Raw genomic sequence first — 18,656 nt, 5'->3', positions numbered from 1 at the left:
TTCGCCGCTGTCGGGTTTGATGACCGATCTCAGAGCGCAGGGCCGTCTCATAAGATTGGCCAAATCCGGTTAAAGTACAAAAATTAAGAAAAACTCTGATTTTCGGAACTTCGCTACCAGAGGTCGGCGGCACGTCCCTACAACCACTATCTACAATAGTGGCCACGCCTCAATTACACAAGCTCGAATTATTTTTAAGACGCGTTTACGAACCGTCACTTACATCAAGGTTATTGAAACAATCAAGCACACAACACCCAAAACCATCGTGTAAAAGCCAAGAATGCCCGACATGGTCACGCTGAACCGGCCGAAGGGTGTGACAGGAAGCGCAACCGGAAGTTTACCAATCAGAATCCCGGCGCGGTCGAGCCCGAGTGTGCCCGCGACCCGACCATGCGGGCCGATCACCGCGGAAATGCCGGAATTGGTGTCCACGACGATCGGAAGTCCCTCCTCCACCGCCCGCAGGCGGGTGGTTGCAAAATCCTGGTACGGGCCGGTTGTGTCACCGAACCAGGCGTTGTCGCTAATGTTCAGCAACCAGGCGGGACGATCCTTGGGATCCGTGATGATGCCCGGGAAGATCGACTCGTAGCAAATCAGCGGTCCGACCGATGGAATGCCGGGCACATGCAATGTGCGCGGACCAGGGCCAGGCGTGAATCCGCCGCCGGGCGTGACCTTCAGTGGAATCCAGGCTGGCGTGTACTCGCCGAATGGCACCAGCTTCCACTTGTCGTACCACGCTACGGCCGGCCCTTTTCCTTCCACGGCGACCAGCGAGTTGCGCATGCTGCCATCAGCCGCCAGGCGGAACGAGCCGGCAAGGACGGGCGTGTTGCCGGCCACGGCCGCAATCGCGGCGCGCGCCGCGGCGTCGGTCTGCAGCAGGGCGGGGCTCGCCGTCTCGGGCCAGACGACGATGTTCGGTCCCTTGCCCGCCTTGTCCAAGGCTTCGCGGGTCAGCGCAAGGTCACGCCGCCAGCGGGCCTGCAGGGCGGGCTGGGTGAAGCTTCCCGGGACCGCGAAATCGGGCTGGAGCAATGCAACGGTGTATCTGGTCAGCGGCGCGGGGCCCGCAGAGGTGCGCGCGAAGCCGAAGCCGGCCCAGAGAGCCAGCAGCACCGCACTCGCCGCCCAGCCGCGCCGTCCGAGCAGCGGCAGCCCGGCGGCGAGCGCCGTCAGCAGGGTCAGGAGAAAAATGCCGCCGATCGCGGCGGGCTGGATCATCGCAAGGCCCAGCCTGCCGGCAAAAGCCCAGTCGGCTCCCCAATAGTTCCAGGGGAACCCGGTGAACAGGAATTCCTGCGCAAGATTGGATAGCACCAGCGCCCCCGCGAAGAGCAGCACGGCAGCGAGGCGGCCCGCCTGGTTGCGTTGCGGCACGGCAAAGACGGCAAGGGCCGGCAGGATCATGTAGAACGCGGTTGCGAAAGCGAGCGCCGGCGCGGCAAAGGGCACCGCCCACCAGAAATTCGATGCCATGATCAGCATCGGCTCGGTCACCCAAAACAGGCCGAGCAGGTTGAAGCCGAAGCCGAAGCACCAGCCGAGCCAGGCGGCGCGGCGCCAGCCGCCGGCACGGGCGAGACGGGTCAGGAGCGCCGGCACGACGAACCAGAGCACCGGCAGGAGGTAGAATGGCGGCAGCGCAACAGCGGCGAGCAGGCCCAGAGCAAAGCATTGCCAAGCCTCACCGCGCAGCCGCCTCGGCACGCGGGCGGCGAGTTGGTCGATCGGGCTCATCTACACGGCTCCTAGGCGGGGTCGGGACGGTCGAAGGCGGCGGCCACCGCGGCAAGATCGGGCGCGGTCGGGTAATCGGCCGACGCGATCGTGCCATCCTCGGGGCGAACGATCTGGCAGACCTGGATGCCGGCGGTCGCGGCGGCGGCAAGTTCGTCCGCGACATCCGAGAGAAACAGCACGTGAGCGGGCGCCACGGCCATGGACCGGGCGATGGCCGCATAGCTGGCGGCATCGCGCTTGCCGCCCATCCGCGTGTCGAAAAACCGCTCGAACAGCGCGGTCAGGCCACCATCCGGCGTGTGGCCGAGCAACAACCTCTGCGCCTCCTCGGACCCCGAGGAATAGATGGCGAGCCGGAGTCCGCTGCCGTGCCAGGCGCGCAGAACGGGCGCGACATCCGGGTAGAGACGGCTGGTCAGCGCTCCCTCGGCAAAACCTTCGGCCCAGATCCGCCCCTGGATCAGTTTCAGCGGGCCGACCTTGGCATCGCGGTCCATCAGCGCGAGCATTGTTTCCACTGGCGGCGCACCCGGCGCGATGGCGTCGAGTTCGGCCAGCGCCGCCGCGATCTCGGGCTCGTCGCCATGTGCCGCAACGAAACCGGCAAGCCGCGCGCGCGCATAGGGGAACAGCACATCATGGACAAAGCTGATCGGGGCGATCGTGCCCTCGATGTCGAGGAGCACGAGTTCGGGCCTTGTGGTCACGGTGAGAATGGCCGGTTCAGGCGGCAACCGGAAAGCGGGCGCTGATCTGGTCGCCGGTGAAATGCGCGACCCAGCCGGAGGTGTCGGTGAAAATCCGAAGCGCGATGAAGTCCGGCGTGGAACCGGCATCAAACCAGTGGCGGGTGTTGGCCGGGACCGAGATCAGATCGCCCTCGGTGCAGTATGCGTCGTAGACCTTGCCGTCGAGGTGCATGACGAAATGGCCGGAGCCGCGCACGAAGAAGCGGACTTCATCCTCGGTGTGGATGTGCTCGTTGAGGAACTTCTCCCGAAGGGTGCCGGCCTGCGGGTGGTCCGGCGTCATCTTGATGACGTCGGCCGAGCCGGCGCCGGTTTCGCCCATCAGCCGATCGAGATACGGGCGATACGCCTCAAGGATTTCCTCGGGCGAGGCGTCCGCCGCGATGGCGACGGGGCTTTCCCACCGCTCGAAGCGCACACCGATGGACTTGAGTTCAGCCGCCATCCGCGCCGCGTCCGACGTGGCAACCAGGGGCGCATCGGGGTTCGCGTCGTCGAAAATCCGCAGCGTGCTCATCTCATCCGTCTCCGTTCGCATTCGCAGGACAGCAGGAACTCCAGGGCTTCGAGCCGCCAGAAACAGCGCTCGACATCCTCGCCCCAGGCGTAGATGCCGTGGCCACGCAGGACATACCCGATCGGCGGCGCCGCGAAGGCGGGCGCGATTGCCGCGGCAAGCCGACGCATGTCCTGGTCGTTATCGAAAACCGGCAGGACGATCCGGGTCTCGTGGGTCGCAATGCCCGGGAAAGCCTTCAGGATCTCGTAGCCTTCAAGAACGATCCCTGGGGAATTGTCCGCGAGGGTGAGAGCGGTTGCGGCGACCGAATGGCCATGCAGCACCGCCCCGACCGCCGGGAGCCGCTCGTAAACCTGGCAATGCAGCAGGGTTTCGGCGCTGGGCCGGTCGCCGGCGCGAAGCGGCGTGCCGTCGAGCCGGACCTCGATGATGTCGGCGGCTTCGAGTCGTCCCTTGTGAACGCCACTGCGGGTGATCGCGATGCTGTCGGCGGTGCATCGTGCCGAGAGATTGCCGGCGGACGCGGGCACCCAACCCCTGGCATCCATCCGCGCCCCGATGGCGACCAGTTCACGCGCGCGGGACGCGAGGACATCGCCGGCTTCGGCCGGCCCGGCGGCCAGGGTCACCGTCATGCCTGTGCGGTTCCGGTCAGTGCCGCGCGGTATCGGCCGGCTCGGGGGCCTTTTCGGCCGCCGGCGCGGACGAGTCGGCGATCCGGTTCTGGACGTCAGGCTCGGACTTCGCGGCCGGGGCGGGCTTCGCCGAATCGGCGTCGCTCATGTTCTGCTTGAAGGCCTTGATGCCCTTGCCGAGCTCGCCCATCAGGTTGCCGACGCGCGACCCGCCGAACAGGAGCGCGATGACGGCGATGACGATCAGCCAGTGAACGGGCGAATCGAATCCCATGTCCCGCGCCTCAGACCTTACCCTGCCCGGCCTTCTGGCCGGCATTGGCCTCCGGCGCGCGGGTCTGCTGCTCCAGCATCGAGGCATCCTTCGCCGGCTGGTCATCGGCGATGTTGTTCTTGAACGCCTTCATGCCCTTGCCGAGCTCACCCATCAGGTTGCCGACCCGGCCCGTTCCGAACAGGAGCAGCACGACCGCCAGGACGATCAGCCAGTGCCAGATGCTCAAACCACCCATAATCCGTATCCTTCCTCGCTATGGCGATCCCCGCCAAGGGACTGGTTCCATCGGATCAGAACGATCAATGGCGGACGACAGATCGGTGGAGATCTCTCGCCCGGAGCTATCGGTACCCGTCCAGTTTATGAATACTCCAAACGCCCTGCCGCGCCAATGGCCGCGAAGTCACCGATTCGTGGTCAGTCGAGCAGATACGAAAAGCGGAGCCGGCTTGCGCCGGCTCCGCTGACAGGGCCAAGGATGTCGATCGTCAGGCCTTGGCGCCGATCGGCAGGATTTCCTTGCCATGCGCGCCATTGATGATGCCTGCCGCACCGAGATAGAAGGCGAGTACCGCGGTGACGAGGCCCAGATAGCCGCCGAACTCGCCCAGCGCCGCCGCACCGAGCAGGTCGTTCAGCGCGAGCAGGATGAAGGTCGCGGTCAAAAAGCCGAAGATCAGCTGCAGGGCCTTGTTCAGCGCGAAAGTGCCGATGAACATCACGAAGCTGAAGGCGCCCCAGACCAGCAGGTACCAGCCGACCATCACCCCCGGCACGCCCTTGGCGAAGATTTCGACGAACAGCGCGAAGGACCACCAGAAAGCCCCGTACGAGCAGAACGCCACGAAGCCGAAGGTATTGCCCACTTTCATCTCGCCGAGGCCGGCCACGAACTGGGCCGAGCCGCCAAAGGCGAAGGCCATGGCGAGGACCATGCCAAGACCGGCTCCGGGGAGAAGCCCGGCATTGATCATCGACAATAGCCATGTGGTAAGCGCAAAACCGAACAGGCCCAGAGGCGCCGGGTTGAAGGTGTTCATGTCATCTCCCTAAAAATTATTGCACTCGCCGTCATTGAGCGGATGCATGCATCATCGTGCATAGCTCCCCCAAGCCGATTAACAGCTTTTCACGAGCGCGTAAACGAAACGTGCCCGCGATGTAACGGGATATGACGGATCAGATCAGTTGCTGCCGCCGAAGCCGAGGAACCCGGCACTCGGATCCGGCCGGCCAGGATCCCCGGAAATGGTCAGGGGCCTGACGGCGGGCTTTGCTTCAACCTTGTGAAAAGGCGGAGATTTCGCATGCGCCGAACCTTTGCTCGTCGTCGGCGGGACTGCGGCCACCGGCGCGGAGGCGACGGAAACGCTCATCGGATGCTCCTCGGCCCGCGCCGAGAGCAGCATGAAGGTGATGCGGTTTCGATTCAGCTCAACCGAAAGTTCGATCGGCGTTTCGCCGAGGGCGTTCCGGGCATCGAGATTGGCGCCACGGCTGACCGCTGCGCGGGCCTGCGCATAGTCGCCATGGTTGATCGCCTTGAACAGCAGCGTGGTCGGGTCGCCGCCGGTATCGGTCACCGGGCCGGCGGAAACATTACCCGCTGCCGATGCGCCCGGAAGAGCCGGCGGCGCGATCGATTGGGATTCATGGCGGGGCTGAGGGACGCCGCCGATCGGACCGAGACCGCCGGCAAGGCCGCCACCGGCCATCTGCGCCTTGGCAGGCGCGGCGAAACCAAGCCCTGCCATCAGAACGGCAAGTGCGGCTAGATGAAGCTGAGAACGATAGGTCATGGCGGGCGTGGTTCCCTCGCGGTCAGGCCGACGGTCTAGCCGATCATCGGTTGAGAAACCAGAAGCCGGCGTTCAGATAGGTCGCATACAGACACCAGGCGAGATAGGGCACCATCAATGCGGCGGCAATTCGGCTGACCGGACGAAAGACGGCAATGGTCATGACGATCAGGCCGTCGAGCACGAGTATTACGAAAAACGAGATATCCGGCCGATGAAGGGCGAAAAAGACGGGCGACCAGAGCGCGTTGGCGGCAAGCTGCCAGCCCCAGAGACGTAGTGCGCGACGCTGGCGGGTCAGGATGTCCGGGCCACGCCAGATCAGCCAGGCGGCGACCGCCATGGCGATGTAGAGCAGCGTCCATACCGGGCCGAACACCCAATCGGGTGGCGTGCCCGGGGGATGCGGCAGGACATCGTACCAGCTGTGCACATTGGGCACTGTGGCCGTGCCGCCGACCGCACCAACCAGAAGCGCCAGCGCGAGAAACCCCAGCAGCGCCAGGATCTGGGCGCCGGAGGTACGGTGCTGTTCGGGGCGTTCGGGCAGGCGGAAGACACGCACTCCTTTCCGATGAAAGTTTAGGTAAATCCCGGCCGGGTGAAAAGGGACCCGATCGAGATTTCCGGCCGGCTACGTATGCTTAACGGTCTTGCGAGAGCGGCGCCCGAGCCTCGGCAAGGATGGCCAATGCTGCGGCGCCACCGGCGCGCGACGCGGCCTCAAGCGCGCGATAGGCCGCCAGAACGGCGTCACCAAGCTCCGTGAGCTGGGCTCCGCCGCCCGCCACCCCCCCCTTTGCTGCGAGGATCAACGGGGCATGGAAGGTGGAGTTCATCGACTCGGCCAGTTGCCAGGCACGCTTGTAGCTCATCCCCATGCGCCGTCCGGCGGCGGCGATCGACCCGGTTTCCCGGATGAAGGCGAGAAGGTCCGCCCTACCGGGGCCGAGGAGAAGATCCTCACCCTGCACCACCCGGATGCGGAGTGTGAGCGGTTCGGTCTTTCCGTGCATCTGCATCGCCCGACTTCACCACGAAAACTGCCGCGTGCCGATATGGCGGATTGACGATATCGCTTAATGAACATATCGATAGTCCGAATTCTGGAATTACGTCCCCGAAGGAAGCAGCACATGGCGATTTCCCGACGCGCATTCACCCGGCTCGCGGGCGCGGCCGCGCTGGCGCCGGTCACCGGCCGCGCCGCGGGGCGCGCGGCAACCATCGCCTATGCGGGTTCGATGGGGCTGCTGATGGACCGGGCGCTCGGGCCCGCCTTCACGGCTGAGACCAGCGAGCGGTTTCACGGCATCGGGCGGGGCGCGTTCGGCCTCGCCCACCTCATCGCCGCGAAGACGCTGCAGGCTGACGCCTTCATTTCGATCACGAGCGGGCCGATCGAGGTGCTGCAAAAGGCCGGGCTGGTCGGGCATGCGGTGCCGGTGGCGAGCACGGCGATGGTGCTGGCCTGGTCGCCCCACTCGCGCTTCCGCAAGGATTTCGAGGCGGCCGATGCCGGAGCGCACTGGTTCGACATCCTCGAAAAGCCCGGCCTGCGCTTCGGCCGCACCGACCCGCGCACCGACCCGCAGGGCCGCAACGTGCTGTTCACCTTCGATCTCGCCCAGCGCTACTATCACAAGCCGGACCTGATCCGGCGCGTGCTCGGCAGGCCGGTGAACCCCGCGCAGATCTTCCCCGAACCATCGCTTCTCTCGCGAATCGACAGCGGCGCGGTGGATGCCACGATCGGCTACGAAAGCGGCGTGAAGTCGCTCAAGCTGCCGTTCCTCGCACTGCCCCGGCAGATCAACCTCAGCGATCCGGCGATGGTGGCGGACTGGTATTCCCGCGCCGCGATCTCGCTGACGGTAAAGGGCCGCAGGCAGACCTTGCACACGCAGCCACTCGTCTTCTATGCGTGCGTGCCGCGCAACGCCCGGAACCCGGAGGCGGGACGGGCCTTCGTTTCACTGCTGCAAAGCCGCAAGGGACAGGAACTGTTCGCACGATACGGCTACAACCCGCCGCTGGGCGGGCCGGTCTGACAGGAGCACGCCTCGGGGCCCTGCTGCGCGGCTTGGTGCTGCTGCTGCTCGCTTGCCCCTTCGCTGGTCTGTTCATCATGACCGACTGGCGCAAATTCGCCCTGTCCAGCGCGGATGGCAGATCGGTGGCGATTTCGCTGGCCTACGGGCTGGCGGCCCTGGCCGTGATTGCGGTGCTGGGAACGCCACTCGCCTACTGGCTGGCAACCGGCAAGGGACGGATGCGCGACGGGGCGCAAGTCTTCCTGCTGCTGCCGCTGCTTACCCCGCCGCTCGCGCTCGGCATCCTGCTCGCCGCATTCTACGGCCCGATCGGCCCGGTCGGCATCCTACTCGAACGGTTCGGCGGGATCATCACCAACAATCCGCCGGCGCTGCTGATCGCGGGGATCTATGCCGGCCTGCCGACCTATGTGGTCGCGGCACGCGGCGCGTTCGCCGAGATACCCGCCGAACTGGCCGAATCTGCGCTGACCCTCGGCGTCTCCCGCCGGCAGATCTTCCGCCACATCACCCTGCCGATGGCGCGCGACGGGCTCGGCGCCGCCCTCGCGCTGGCCTGGGTGCGCGGGGTGGGCGAACTCGGCATCGTGCTGATCTTCGCCTACTTCCCGCAGGGCATGCCGGTGCGCCTGTGGGTGGATCTTGAAGACGGCGGGCTTTCGGCCACATTCCCGTTGCTCTGGCTGTTCCTGCTCGCCGCCCTGCCGTTGCCGCTCTGGCTACTGCGGCGGGGCTCGAAACGCTGAGGATGATGCCGATGAAACGGCCGGTTTCGTTCGCACTGGCGCTGATGGCCCTCGCCGGAACGGCGCGCGCCAGCGGATTTTCCCTGCGATCGGGCGCGTTTCGCGATGGCGGAACCATCGCGGCCGCCCAGGTCTTCAACCGCTTCGGCTGCACTGGCGACGATGTCAGCCCCGCCCTCGCCTGGAGCGGCGCGCCAGCGGGCACGCGGAGCTACGCCGTCACGCTGTTCGATTCCGATGCCCGGCAGGGCAAAGGCTACTGGCACTGGATCGTGGCGGATATTCCGGCGCGCGTCACTTCATTGCCGGCGGGTTCCGGGAGCCGGGGCGGCGCGCTGCCGCGCGGCGCGGTTCAGGGCATCGGCAGCGGCAACATTCATGGCTACCAGGGGCCCTGCCCGCCGGTCGGCGATCCGCCGCATCACTATCATCTGACAGTCTACGCGCTGCGGGTTAACCGGCTGCCGGCGGCGGCCCTGGCGTCCTATGGCGCGCTCCGCCGGGCGCTGGCGCGGGACGCGCTGGCCAGCGCCACGATAACGGGGCTTTATGGCCGCCCGGCCAGGTGACCGGGCGGCAGCGAGCCGATCAGAACGCGGCGTCCTCGAATTCCATCATGGTCGCAGCGCCCGACCGGATCGCGGCGAGCAGCGCGCCGGTCTGCGGCAGGAGGCGTTCCATGAAGAATTTCGCGGTCTGCACCTTGGCGCGGTAGAACTGCGCGGCCTCGCCGTCCTCCCCGGCCTTGGGGGCAGCCACCGCGACCATGCGGGCCCAGACGAAGGCGAGTGACGCGAGGCCGAACAGGCGGAGATAGTCGACCGACGCCGCCCCCACCTCGTCGCGATTGGTCATCGCACCTTCCATGATGAGGCCAGTCGCTTCCTGCACATGCTCCAGCGCCTGCGACAGCGCGGGCAGGAACTCGGCGAGGGCGTCGTTATCCTGATGCGCGTCGATGAATTCGAGGACCGGATCGAGGAAGCGGGTCAGCAGTCTCCCGCCATCCTGCGGCAGCTTGCGGCCGACGAGGTCGAGCGCCTGGATGCCGTTGGTCCCCTCGTAGAGCATCGCGATCCGCGCATCGCGCACATACTGCTCGATGCCGTGATCGCGGATATAGCCATGGCCGCCATAGGTCTGCACCGCGAGCGAGGCGATCTCGAAACCGAGATCGGTGAACATCGCCTTGACCACCGGCGTCATCAGCGAGGCGAAATCGTCGGCCGCCTGCTTCGCATCACCGTCATCCGACTTCTCGAGGATTTCCAGCTCGCGCGCGACCCAGCCGGCCAGCGCCCGGCAGCCCTCGATATAGGCGCGGCTGGTCAGCAGCATCCGCCGCACATCGGGGTGGACGAGGATCGGGTCCGCCTGCTTCTCCGGCGCCTTGGTGCCGGTGAGCGAGCGGCCCTGGATGCGCTCGCGCGCATAGGCCACGGCGTTCTGATAAGCGACCTCGGCGATGCCGAGCCCCTGGATGCCGACGGAGAGACGCTCGGTGTTCATCATCTTGAACATCGCGGCGAGGCCCTTGTTCGGCTCGCCGACGAGCCAGCCGGTCGCGCCGTCGAAGCTCATCGCACAGGTGGCGGAGCCGTTCAGCCCCATCTTGTGCTCGATCGCGGTGCACTGCATGCCGTTGCGCGGGCCCAGCGTGCCATCCTCGCGCGGCAGGAACTTGGGCACCAGGAACATCGAGATGCCCTTCACTCCGGCCGGCGCGTCCGGCAGGCGGGCGAGGACGAGATGGACGATGTTTTCCGCAAGATCGTGCTCGCCGGCACTGATGAAGATCTTGTTGCCGGTGATGCTGTAGGTGCCGTCATCGTTCGGCACCGCCTTGGTGCGGAGCATGCCGAGATCGGTGCCGCAATGCGGCTCGGTCAGGCACATCGTGCCGGTCCACTTGCCGGAGACGATGTTGGGAAGCCAGGCCTTCTTCTGCTCTTCCGACCCCGAGTGCTTCAGCGCGACATAGGCGCCGTGGCTCAGCCCGGGGTAGAGGCCGAACGCGACATTGGCGGAGCAGAACATCTCCTCGACCATCATCGCCGCGGTCAGCGGCATGCCCTGCCCGCCATAATCCGGGTCAGCGGAAATCGAGGTCCAGCCGCCCTCGCAGAAAGTGCGGTAGGCCTCGCGATAGCCGGTCGGCGTGCGGACGACGCCGTTTTCATAGGTGCAGCCCTCGCGGTCGCCCACCTGATTGAGCGGGAACAGCACCTCCTCGCTGATCTTCGCGGCTTCCTCCAGCACGCTGTCGATCAGTTCGGGGGTGAAGTCGGCATTGCCGGGAAGCTCGGCGATGGCGGTGCTGTCATAGAGCTCGTGCAGGACGAAGCGCATGTCCTTGAGCGGCGCCTTGTAGACGGGCATGTCGTATCTCCCTTGTCTCGGTTCAGTTGCGCAGGGGTTTGCCGGTATCCAGGATATGCTTGATCCGCGCCTGGCTTTCCTTGGTACGGAACAGGGCCATGAAGGCCTCGCGTTCGAGGTCCTTCACCGCGGCGACCGGCACCGGATCGGTCATGTCGGTATCGCCGCCGGTGAGCACGCGGGCAAGGTGGGACGATACCGTCACGTCATGCGGGGTGGCGACTCCCTTCTTGCGGAATTCGTCCACCGCCATGCCGAGGGCGACGCGGCCGGAAGCGCCCGGCAGTTGAAGCGTTTCCGGCTCGGCGGGCGCATATCCCGCCACCATGGCGAGCGCCCGGGCCTTGGCGTCGGCCAGCACGCGCTCGCGGTTCATGGTGATGCCATCGCCGGGGCGGAGGAATTTCAGCTCCTTCGCCTCGGCGGCCGAGGTCGCGACCTTTGCCGTGGAAATCATCTCGAAGACCTTCGAGACGGCGGGCATCGGGCCGCGTGGCGCATCCTTCGCGCCCTGCCAGCGCGCCAGCATCGTGGCACAGCCACCCCAGCCCGGCACAAGGCCAACGCCGACCTCGACAAGCCCCATATAGGTCTCGGCATGGGCCTGAACGGCGTCGCAATGCAGCAGGATCTCGCAGCCGCCGCCCAGCGCCCGGCCGGCCGGCGCGCCCACCACCGGGAACGGCGCCTCGCGTAGCGCCTGCAACGCCTTCTGCCCCTCCTTCACCGTGCCCTCGATCTTGCCCCACATGCGCAGATTAGCGGCGAACATGGCGAGGCCGAGATTGGCGCCGACCGAGAAATTCTCCTTGCCCGGCCCGGCGCGCAGGTTCTCGCTGTAGATCACCATCGCCTTGTAGGATTTCTGCACGAGCGCGATGGCCTTGCCGAGAAGAGCGAGAATGTCGCCATCGATCGAGTTCATGATCGAATGGAACTCGACGCAGAGCACGCCGTCGCCGATGTCCCAGACCGAGGCGGACTTGTTCGAGAGCACCGGCTTGCGGCCGCGCTTCGCATCCTCGAGCAGCAGCACGCCGGGGGCGCGCTCGACGGCCCGGTAGCCGCCATCGGGCATGAAGCGGAGCAGCGTGGCGCCGTCCTCGCGGTAGAATGCGCCCTTGCCGAGTTTGGCGAGCAGCGGCGGGATCGGCTCGTCGAGGTCGGCGAGGTGCGACGAAACCCAGTCGGCGCCGAGCCGGTCGATCAGCTCGAACGGACCGTATTTCCACGTGTAGCCCAACCGCATCGCGGCATCGACGGCGGCGATATCGTCACCGATCTCCGGAATGAGCGAGGCTGCATAGGCAAGCACGCGGCCAAGCACGCCCCAGGCATAGCGCCCGTATTTCGACTTCGCGCCGACCAGGCGCTTGAGATCCTTCTTGGCGTCCTTCACCTCGGCAATGTCCGGGCGGATGGAGGGCCGCCATTCCAGCCGGCCCTGCGCCGCCGCGGCGAGCGAGAGGGTCTCCTTCACGCGATCCCTGCCGCGCCCGGCCGAGCGGTAGAAGCCGCCCTTCCCCTTCTTGCCGGTATAGCCCTCGGCGATCATGGTCGCGAGGAACGGCGCCTCGCGATTCATCATGTGGAACGCGTCGGTTTTCGGCAGCAGCCGGGCGAGCGAGGCATTGACGTGCGGGCCGAGATCGATGCCCACCAGGTCCATCAGGCCGAACACGCCGGTCGAGGGAAAGCCCATCGGCTTGCCCATGATCGCATCCGCTTCCTCGATCTCGATCCCCATCTCGAGCGCCAGCACGAGCGCCGTCTGGATCCAGTAGGTGCCGATGCGGTTGGCGATGAAGCCCGGCGTGTCGCGGCAGGGAATCACCGATTTGCCAAGCGTGACATCGCAGAATTCGGTGATGCGGGCGATGGCATCGGCGCTGGTCGCCGGGCCGGTGACCAGTTCCAGCAGCCGCATGTAGCGCGGCGGATTGAAGAAATGGGTGATGACGAAATCCGGGCGGAGGCTCTCCGGCATGTCCGTCATCAGTTCGGCAAGCGGAATGGTGGAGGTGTTGGACGACACCACCGAACCGGGCTTGCGCACCTCCGCGAGGCGCCGATAGAGCGCCTGCTTGATGTCGAGCCGCTCGATCACCGCCTCGACGATCCAGTCGCAGTCGGCGAGGGCAGCGAAATCGTCCTCGGTATTGCCGGGCGCGATCAGCCGCGCGGCGCGGGAGGACATTAGCGGCGCCGGCTGGGTCTTCTTCAGCCGCTCGATCGCTCGCCGGGCGATGGCGTTGCGGTCATCCCCCTCCTTCGGCACGATATCGAGCAGGCGGACCTTGATGCCGGCATTGGCGATCTGGGCGGCGATCGCGGCCCCCATCACGCCGGCGCCGATGACGGCGACGGATTGGATGGCACCCATCAGAGCGCCTCCAGAACCGTCGCGATACCCTGCCCGCCGCCGATGCACTGGGTCGCGAGGGCGAATTTGCCGCCTTCGCGCCGGAGCAGCTGCGCCGCCTTGCCGGTGATGCGGGCACCCGTCGCCCCGAGCGGATGGCCAAGCGCGATGGCCCCGCCATCGAGATTGACGCGCGCCGGATCGAGACCAAGTTCGCCGATGCAGGCGAGCGCCTGGGAGGCAAAGGCCTCGTTGAGTTCGACCACGTCGAGCGTCGAGGCCTCGATGCCGGCGCGAGCGAGCGCCTTGCGCGAGGCGGCAACCGGGCCCATGCCCATGATGTCCGGCGCGCAGCCGGCCACGGCAACCGAGCGAATGCGCGCGAGCGGCGCGAGGCCGTGCTTCGCGGCATAATCCTCCGAGCAGACCAGCACGGCGGAGGCGCCATCGGTCAGCGGCGAGGAGGTTCCGGCGGTGACCGTACCCTCGGCATCGAAGGCTGGCTTCAGCCCGGCCAGGGCTTCACGCGAGGCATCGTGGCGGATGCAGCCGTCCTCCGACACCATGGCGCCCGAAAGCGAGATCGGCACGATCTCGCCGGCCAGTTTCCCCGCCTTCTGCGCCGCCGCCGCCTTGATATGGCTGGCGAGGGCGAATTCCTCCTGCGCCTCGCGTGGAATCTGCCAGCGTTTCGCGACGTTCTCGGCCGTCTCGCCCATGCCCATGTAGGCGGCCGGCATCTTGGCGAAGAGGGTCGGCGACGGCATCGGGTTGAACCCGCTCATCGGCACCCTGGTCATGCTCTCGACGCCCGCGGCGATGAAAGCCTCTCCCGCGCCCATCGCGATGGCGCCCGCCGCCATGTGGATCGAATACATCGACGAGCCGCAGAACCGGTTCACCGTCGCCCCGGCAACGCTGATCGGCAGGTCGGCCATCAGCCCGATCAGACGGGCGACATTCAGCCCCTGCTCGGCCTCCGGAAAGGCACAGCCGACGATGAGATCCTCGACGTCGCCCGCCGCGATGCCGCTGCGGTTCACCAGTTCGCGAACGACGGCGGCGGCCATCTCGTCGGGCCGGACCCGCGAAAGCCCCCCTTTCCGCGCAAGGGCGAATGGCGAGCGGGCATAGGCGGCGATGACGGCGCTTGGCATGGGCAAAGGACTCCTGTTCTCTGTCTATTTGGCGGCCTGCTTCAGGGCATTTTCGGACTGGCGCTCGATATCCGCCAGTTCGGCGAGGCTCTGCTCGAGCGCCGCACGCTGTTCCTGAAGCTTGGCGATACGCTTTCGCACGCCGGCAAGCAGCTGGCGCAACTGGGTATGCTGGGTAGGATCGACGTCATAGAGGTCGAGGTAGTCCTTGATCTCACGCAGCGAGAATCCAAGGCGCTTGCCGCGCAGGATCAGCATGAGCCGCGCGCGGTCACGCGAGGTGTAGACGCGGGTAGTGCCGGCGCGACTTGGATTTACCAGCCCCTTGTCTTCATAGAACCGGATGGTTCGCGCGGTCACGCCCAGCTGGCGGGCGAGCTGGCTGACCGAGTAGAGCGCGTTGCCGTGCTGTCCCGCAGCCTCGTCCTCACGTTGGTGACGTTCGTGCAGTGCCGCCATCGCGGGGCCAGTGCTTGTTCGAGTGGTCATTGGTCGTCCTGTCGAATTATAAAAGCCGGATGGGGACAATACCATAAATGACCGATTCCCGTCGTTAACGATAAGCGAATGATCATTACGTATAGGGCATGCACGGTAATATGTCGAGCCATATCTCGGGCCCGAATGCGAAATTTGCCGCGCAAACGGAAGCGGGTCCGGGTTCAACGTATTGAAATTTGCGGCACGGTGGCCCGCTGGCGGCAATCGCAACGGCCCGGCGACGGGCCTTCGGTCACGAAAATGTCAGATGCGCGGCGAGTTTGGTCTGCCGAGCACAACAGTCCCGCAGGCCGGCCACTCGCCGCTGATCGTCTGGTCAGGAGGAATGGGCGCGGTGACCACCGACCACCAGCCGAACCGATCTGGATCGGATGCGGCGTTCCATCTCACCGGCATGACGAGTCTCCTTGTCCGGCAGGGCGCGGGATCACGCTCCTGCCGGCTCTCACCTCGAGTCGTACAGCCGCAATCAACCGAATTCGGTAGGACAAGGCGGGTCTGGACCATTGGGTGCCTGCAATTTTGCAGACATCTCCTTTCGGTCGATCAGCACGTACGGTCGCGCAATAAAAAACGGGGCCCCGGAGGGGCCCCGCCTTTCGTCGCGCCGGACCGTGAGGTCAGACGGCCTTGAGGTTTGTCGCCGCTGCCTTGCCGCGTTCCTGCGTCACCTCGTAGGAAATCTTCTGCCCTTCGTTGAGGCCGCGCATGCCGGCCGCCTGAACTGCAGTGATGTGGACGAAAACGTCCTTGCCGCCATCCTGCGGCACGATGAAGCCGAAGCCCTTCGTGGTGTTGAACCACTTGACAGTGCCGATCGCCATTGTCGCGTCGTCGCTCCTAAGACAGACCCACCGTGCGACCGCCGCACGGCTCCAGAGGGACAACCGGGTTTTGGACGTCTTGGCCGTACGGAAACCCGTCTCGTGCAACAAGGCAAGCCAAAGTCGATTGCGCGTTTAATGACGCAGAAACCGCAGGAACTGTCAACGCGAATAAGTCTCCTCCTGTCGGGTTTCAGAAAGATTTCGTAAATCATGCGTTTAAATTCGATAAAGCGCATATCGGCGCAGACTGATTGCCTTCCATCCACCTGCGCGGGATAGTTGTGCGCATGATTCAAAGGGAGATCGATACATGACCAGCGCCACCGTTCTTGAGACGGTTTCGACCCAGAAATGTTTTGGCGGCATGCAGGGCGTTTATCGGCATGAGGCAAAGGAGACCGGCTGCACAATGCGATTCGCCGTTTTCCTGCCGCCGCAGGCCGCGGCGGGAACGGTTCCTGCGCTCTATTATCTGGCCGGGCTGACCTGCACCGAGGAGAATTTCACGGTGAAGGCCGGGGCGCAGCGCGTCGCCGCGGAACTCGGCATTGCCCTGATCGCGCCGGATACCTCCCCGCGAGGCCTCGGTTATCCTGGCGAGGACGACGCCTATGATTTCGGCACCGGCGCCGGTTTCTATGTCGATGCGACGGAAACGCCGTGGCGGGACGGCTACCGGATGTATTCCTACATCACGAAGGAACTCCCTGCCCTGATCAACGCGTCCTTTCCGGTCGATCCCGCGCGCGTGGGCATTTTCGGCCATTCGATGGGTGGGCATGGCGCGCTGACGATCGCGCTGAAGAACCCTGGCGCCTACCGCTCGGTCTCGGCCTTCGCGCCGATCGTCTCGCCGATGCGCTGCCCCTGGGGTGAAAAGGCGCTGACCGGCTATCTCGGCGTCGACCGTGCGAACTGGCGCGCCTATGACGCGACGGCGCTGATCGAGGACCGCGGCTGGGACGGGCCGGCCATCCTCGTCGACCAGGGCACCGCCGATCCGTTTCTCGAACGCGAGCTGAAACCGGAACTGCTCCGCGAGGCCTGCGCGGCGAAGGGCGTGAAGCTCGATCTGCGGATGCAGGAGGGGTACGACCACTCCTACTTCTTCATCGCGACCTTCGTGGAAGACCATCTGCGCCATCACGCCCGCCATCTCTGACAGGCGGCGACGCTGCCCGGATCCGGCTCAGACGGTCAGGATCCGGCGCAGCAGTTCGACATCCTCGGCGAAATCGGGATCGGCCTCGATCAGTTCGGTCACCTTGGAGACCGCGTGCATGACGGTGGTATGGTCGCGGTTGCCGAATTTCCGGCCGATCTCGGGCAGGCTGCGGCTGGTCAGCTGCTTGGCGAGATACATGGCGATCTGTCGAGGCCGGGCGATGTTGCGCGCGCGCCGGGCGGAGGACATCTCGCTGACCCGGATATTGTAATGCTCGGCGACCTGCTTCTGGATCTCCTCGATCGTGATCTTGCGGTCATAGGCGCGGAGCAGGTCGTGCAGCACCTCATGCGCCGTCTCGAGGGTCACCGGGCGCTCGAACAGGTTGGCATGGGCGATCAGCCGGTTCAGCGCCCCTTCGAGCTCGCGGACATTGGCGGTGATCTTCTGCGCGAGGAACTCCATCACCCGCCCCGGCACGACGACGCCAGCCCGCGCGGCCTTGGCCTCCAGGATCGCGAGGCGCAGCTCATAGGTCGTGGCATGGACATCGGCGACCATGCCGCAGCCGAGCCGCGTGCGCAGCCGATCCTCGATGCCGGACAGGTCCGACGGCGACTTGTCGGCCGAGACGATGATCTGCTTGCCGGAATCGACCAGCGCATTGAAGGTGTGGAAGAATTCCTCCTGCGTGCCATCCTTGCCGATCAGGAACTGCAGGTCGTCCACCATCAGCACATCGACGCTGCGCAACTCGTTCTTAAATTCGATGGTCGATTGCCGGCGCAGGGCGCTGACGAATTTGTGCATGAACTTCTCGGCCGACATGTAGGCGACCGTGACCTCGTCCGAGCGCTGCGACAGTTCCCAGGCAATCGCGTGCATCAGATGGGTCTTGCCGAGACCGACACCGCCGTAGAGGAACAGCGGATTGAACCCCGGCGACGCGTGCCCGTCGGCGACGCGGCGCGCGCAGGCATAGGCGAATTCGTTCGGCTTGCCGACCACGAATGTATCAAAGGTGAAGCGCGGGTCGAGCGGCGCGCTCATGTCCGGGCGTTCCTCGGCCTCGCGGCGCGCCGCGGCGGCGGGCCGCGCGATCGCGGTCTTCGGCTCCACCTCGGCGAGGTCGGGCGCGCGCTCGCTGGTGCCGGCCGGCCGGGTCCGGATATCCACGCGCCGTACCGCCGGGTTCTCGGCCTGCCAGAACGCGGTCAGCAGGTTGCCATATTCCTTGTTCACCCAGTCACGCAGGAAGCGGGTCGGCAGCATGACAGTCACTTCATCGCCGTCGAGCCCATGCAGCACGGCTTGCCGCAACCAGTTGCGGTACTCGACCTCGCCGATTTCTTCCTGAAGTCGGCCGCGAACACGGCTCCACTGGTGCGCCAGTTCATCCTGGCTGATTTCACCGCGCGTGCGTCCCGGAGACCGGGTTTCGAGCCCCTGTTCCTGCCAAGTTTGCGTGTCCAAGCGCACCGCTCCCCGTCCTGCCATCGTCCCAGCTCAACCGAATAGCGATTTCCGCCATACGGCCGCACAACCCCGCTCCCGCAATCGACGGTTGAAAAAACCCTCGACCAGGCAAGCTTTCGTCATTTGATCGTCATCTTGAGGCCCAAAACTAGGCCAAGTCCGGCACCCTGCGCAAGACCCAACAGGTTCGATTTTTTGCTGATATAATGTGCATCTTTAAAAATTTGCCCATTAAATCAGATGATTGACCAACCCAT

Annotated in this window: 21 protein-coding genes; 4 read left to right on the top strand and 17 right to left on the bottom strand. The window is 65.6% G+C overall.

Features of this window, described 5'->3' with window-relative positions; translation table 11 throughout:
* Positions 1-219: 219 nt before the first annotated feature.
* The 10 genes from lnt to ACMV_RS00055 all read right to left on the bottom strand — a co-directional run bounded on the left by lnt (position 220) and on the right by ACMV_RS00055 (position 6,754).
* Positions 220-1,749 (bottom strand): apolipoprotein N-acyltransferase, encoded by a 1,530-nt coding sequence (gene lnt, locus ACMV_RS00100; RefSeq protein ID WP_013639127.1) that lies wholly within the window; start codon positions 1,747-1,749, stop codon positions 220-222.
* A gap of 11 nt (positions 1,750-1,760) precedes the next feature.
* Positions 1,761-2,459, bottom strand: a complete 699-nt coding sequence (gene mtnC, locus ACMV_RS00095; RefSeq protein WP_013639126.1) for an acireductone synthase — start codon at positions 2,457-2,459, stop codon at positions 1,761-1,763.
* Between the two features lie 16 nt (positions 2,460-2,475).
* Complete coding sequence (locus ACMV_RS00090; protein WP_011941212.1) at positions 2,476-3,018, bottom strand: 1,2-dihydroxy-3-keto-5-methylthiopentene dioxygenase; 543 nt, start codon at positions 3,016-3,018, stop codon at positions 2,476-2,478.
* The gene (locus ACMV_RS00085; RefSeq protein WP_013639125.1) at positions 3,015-3,656 is read right to left on the bottom strand and encodes a methylthioribulose 1-phosphate dehydratase; all 642 of its coding nucleotides are present in this window, start codon (positions 3,654-3,656) and stop codon (positions 3,015-3,017) included. The genes ACMV_RS00090 and ACMV_RS00085 overlap by 4 nt, the downstream gene beginning before the upstream one ends.
* A 16-nt stretch (positions 3,657-3,672) precedes the next feature.
* On the bottom strand, positions 3,673-3,930 hold the full coding sequence (gene tatA / locus ACMV_RS00080; RefSeq protein ID WP_007421949.1) for a twin-arginine translocase TatA/TatE family subunit: 258 nt from the start codon (positions 3,928-3,930) through the stop codon (positions 3,673-3,675).
* A 10-nt stretch (positions 3,931-3,940) separates the two neighbouring features.
* Positions 3,941-4,168, bottom strand: a complete 228-nt coding sequence (locus tag ACMV_RS00075; protein WP_007421950.1) for a twin-arginine translocase TatA/TatE family subunit — start codon at positions 4,166-4,168, stop codon at positions 3,941-3,943.
* 253 nt (positions 4,169-4,421) lie between these two features.
* Positions 4,422-4,973 (bottom strand): acetate uptake transporter, encoded by a 552-nt coding sequence (locus ACMV_RS00070; RefSeq protein ID WP_007421951.1) that lies wholly within the window; start codon positions 4,971-4,973, stop codon positions 4,422-4,424.
* Between the two features lie 144 nt (positions 4,974-5,117).
* The gene (locus ACMV_RS00065) at positions 5,118-5,648 is read right to left on the bottom strand and encodes an ankyrin repeat domain-containing protein (RefSeq protein WP_231295316.1); all 531 of its coding nucleotides are present in this window, start codon (positions 5,646-5,648) and stop codon (positions 5,118-5,120) included.
* A 127-nt stretch (positions 5,649-5,775) separates the two neighbouring features.
* Positions 5,776-6,297, bottom strand: a complete 522-nt coding sequence (locus tag ACMV_RS00060) for a TspO/MBR family protein (RefSeq protein ID WP_007421953.1) — start codon at positions 6,295-6,297, stop codon at positions 5,776-5,778.
* Between the two features lie 79 nt (positions 6,298-6,376).
* Positions 6,377-6,754 (bottom strand): winged helix-turn-helix domain-containing protein, encoded by a 378-nt coding sequence (locus ACMV_RS00055; protein WP_011941211.1) that lies wholly within the window; start codon positions 6,752-6,754, stop codon positions 6,377-6,379.
* A 114-nt stretch (positions 6,755-6,868) separates the two neighbouring features.
* Here ACMV_RS00055 and ACMV_RS00050 point away from each other — a divergent pair, with 114 nt between their 5' ends.
* The 3 genes from ACMV_RS00050 (at position 6,869) to ACMV_RS00040 (ending at position 9,101) form a co-directional block, all read left to right on the top strand.
* Positions 6,869-7,783: an extracellular solute-binding protein gene (locus tag ACMV_RS00050; RefSeq protein WP_011941210.1), complete on the top strand. Its 915-nt coding sequence runs from the start codon at positions 6,869-6,871 to the stop codon at positions 7,781-7,783.
* Between the two features lie 77 nt (positions 7,784-7,860).
* The gene (locus tag ACMV_RS00045) at positions 7,861-8,532 is read left to right on the top strand and encodes an ABC transporter permease subunit (RefSeq protein ID WP_081432898.1); all 672 of its coding nucleotides are present in this window, start codon (positions 7,861-7,863) and stop codon (positions 8,530-8,532) included.
* A gap of 11 nt (positions 8,533-8,543) precedes the next feature.
* Positions 8,544-9,101, top strand: coding sequence for a YbhB/YbcL family Raf kinase inhibitor-like protein (locus tag ACMV_RS00040; protein WP_007421957.1), 558 nt, complete (start codon positions 8,544-8,546; stop codon positions 9,099-9,101).
* Between the two features lie 19 nt (positions 9,102-9,120).
* On the opposite strand, the gene ACMV_RS00035 is transcribed toward ACMV_RS00040, so the two are convergent.
* The 6 genes from ACMV_RS00035 to ACMV_RS00015 all read right to left on the bottom strand — a co-directional run bounded on the left by ACMV_RS00035 (position 9,121) and on the right by ACMV_RS00015 (position 15,755).
* On the bottom strand, positions 9,121-10,911 hold the full coding sequence (locus tag ACMV_RS00035; RefSeq protein ID WP_013639122.1) for an acyl-CoA dehydrogenase C-terminal domain-containing protein: 1,791 nt from the start codon (positions 10,909-10,911) through the stop codon (positions 9,121-9,123).
* A 22-nt stretch (positions 10,912-10,933) separates the two neighbouring features.
* Complete coding sequence (locus ACMV_RS00030; RefSeq protein WP_013639121.1) at positions 10,934-13,294, bottom strand: 3-hydroxyacyl-CoA dehydrogenase/enoyl-CoA hydratase family protein; 2,361 nt, start codon at positions 13,292-13,294, stop codon at positions 10,934-10,936.
* Positions 13,294-14,430 (bottom strand): thiolase family protein, encoded by a 1,137-nt coding sequence (locus ACMV_RS00025; protein WP_013639120.1) that lies wholly within the window; start codon positions 14,428-14,430, stop codon positions 13,294-13,296. The genes ACMV_RS00030 and ACMV_RS00025 overlap by 1 nt, the downstream gene beginning before the upstream one ends.
* Positions 14,431-14,454: 24 nt before the next feature.
* A complete protein-coding gene (locus tag ACMV_RS00020) occupies positions 14,455-14,889 on the bottom strand; it encodes a MerR family transcriptional regulator (protein WP_007421601.1) in 435 nt (144 codons plus the stop codon).
* 285 nt (positions 14,890-15,174) lie between these two features.
* Entirely contained in the window at positions 15,175-15,327 is a 153-nt protein-coding gene (locus ACMV_RS20635) for a hypothetical protein (protein ID WP_154653517.1), read from the bottom strand.
* Positions 15,328-15,551: 224 nt separating this feature from the next.
* The gene (locus ACMV_RS00015; protein ID WP_007421600.1) at positions 15,552-15,755 is read right to left on the bottom strand and encodes a cold-shock protein; all 204 of its coding nucleotides are present in this window, start codon (positions 15,753-15,755) and stop codon (positions 15,552-15,554) included.
* A 313-nt stretch (positions 15,756-16,068) separates the two neighbouring features.
* Here ACMV_RS00015 and fghA point away from each other — a divergent pair, with 313 nt between their 5' ends.
* The gene (fghA, locus tag ACMV_RS00010) at positions 16,069-16,920 is read left to right on the top strand and encodes an S-formylglutathione hydrolase (RefSeq protein ID WP_013639119.1); all 852 of its coding nucleotides are present in this window, start codon (positions 16,069-16,071) and stop codon (positions 16,918-16,920) included.
* A gap of 27 nt (positions 16,921-16,947) precedes the next feature.
* On the opposite strand, the gene dnaA is transcribed toward fghA, so the two are convergent.
* The gene (dnaA, locus tag ACMV_RS00005; RefSeq protein ID WP_013639118.1) at positions 16,948-18,420 is read right to left on the bottom strand and encodes a chromosomal replication initiator protein DnaA; all 1,473 of its coding nucleotides are present in this window, start codon (positions 18,418-18,420) and stop codon (positions 16,948-16,950) included.
* Between the last annotated feature and the right edge of the window lie 236 nt (positions 18,421-18,656).

This window comes from Acidiphilium multivorum AIU301, from assembly GCF_000202835.1.
Classification (GTDB): domain Bacteria; phylum Pseudomonadota; class Alphaproteobacteria; order Acetobacterales; family Acetobacteraceae; genus Acidiphilium; species Acidiphilium multivorum.
This window is presented reverse-complemented; position numbering and strand designations above follow the sequence as displayed.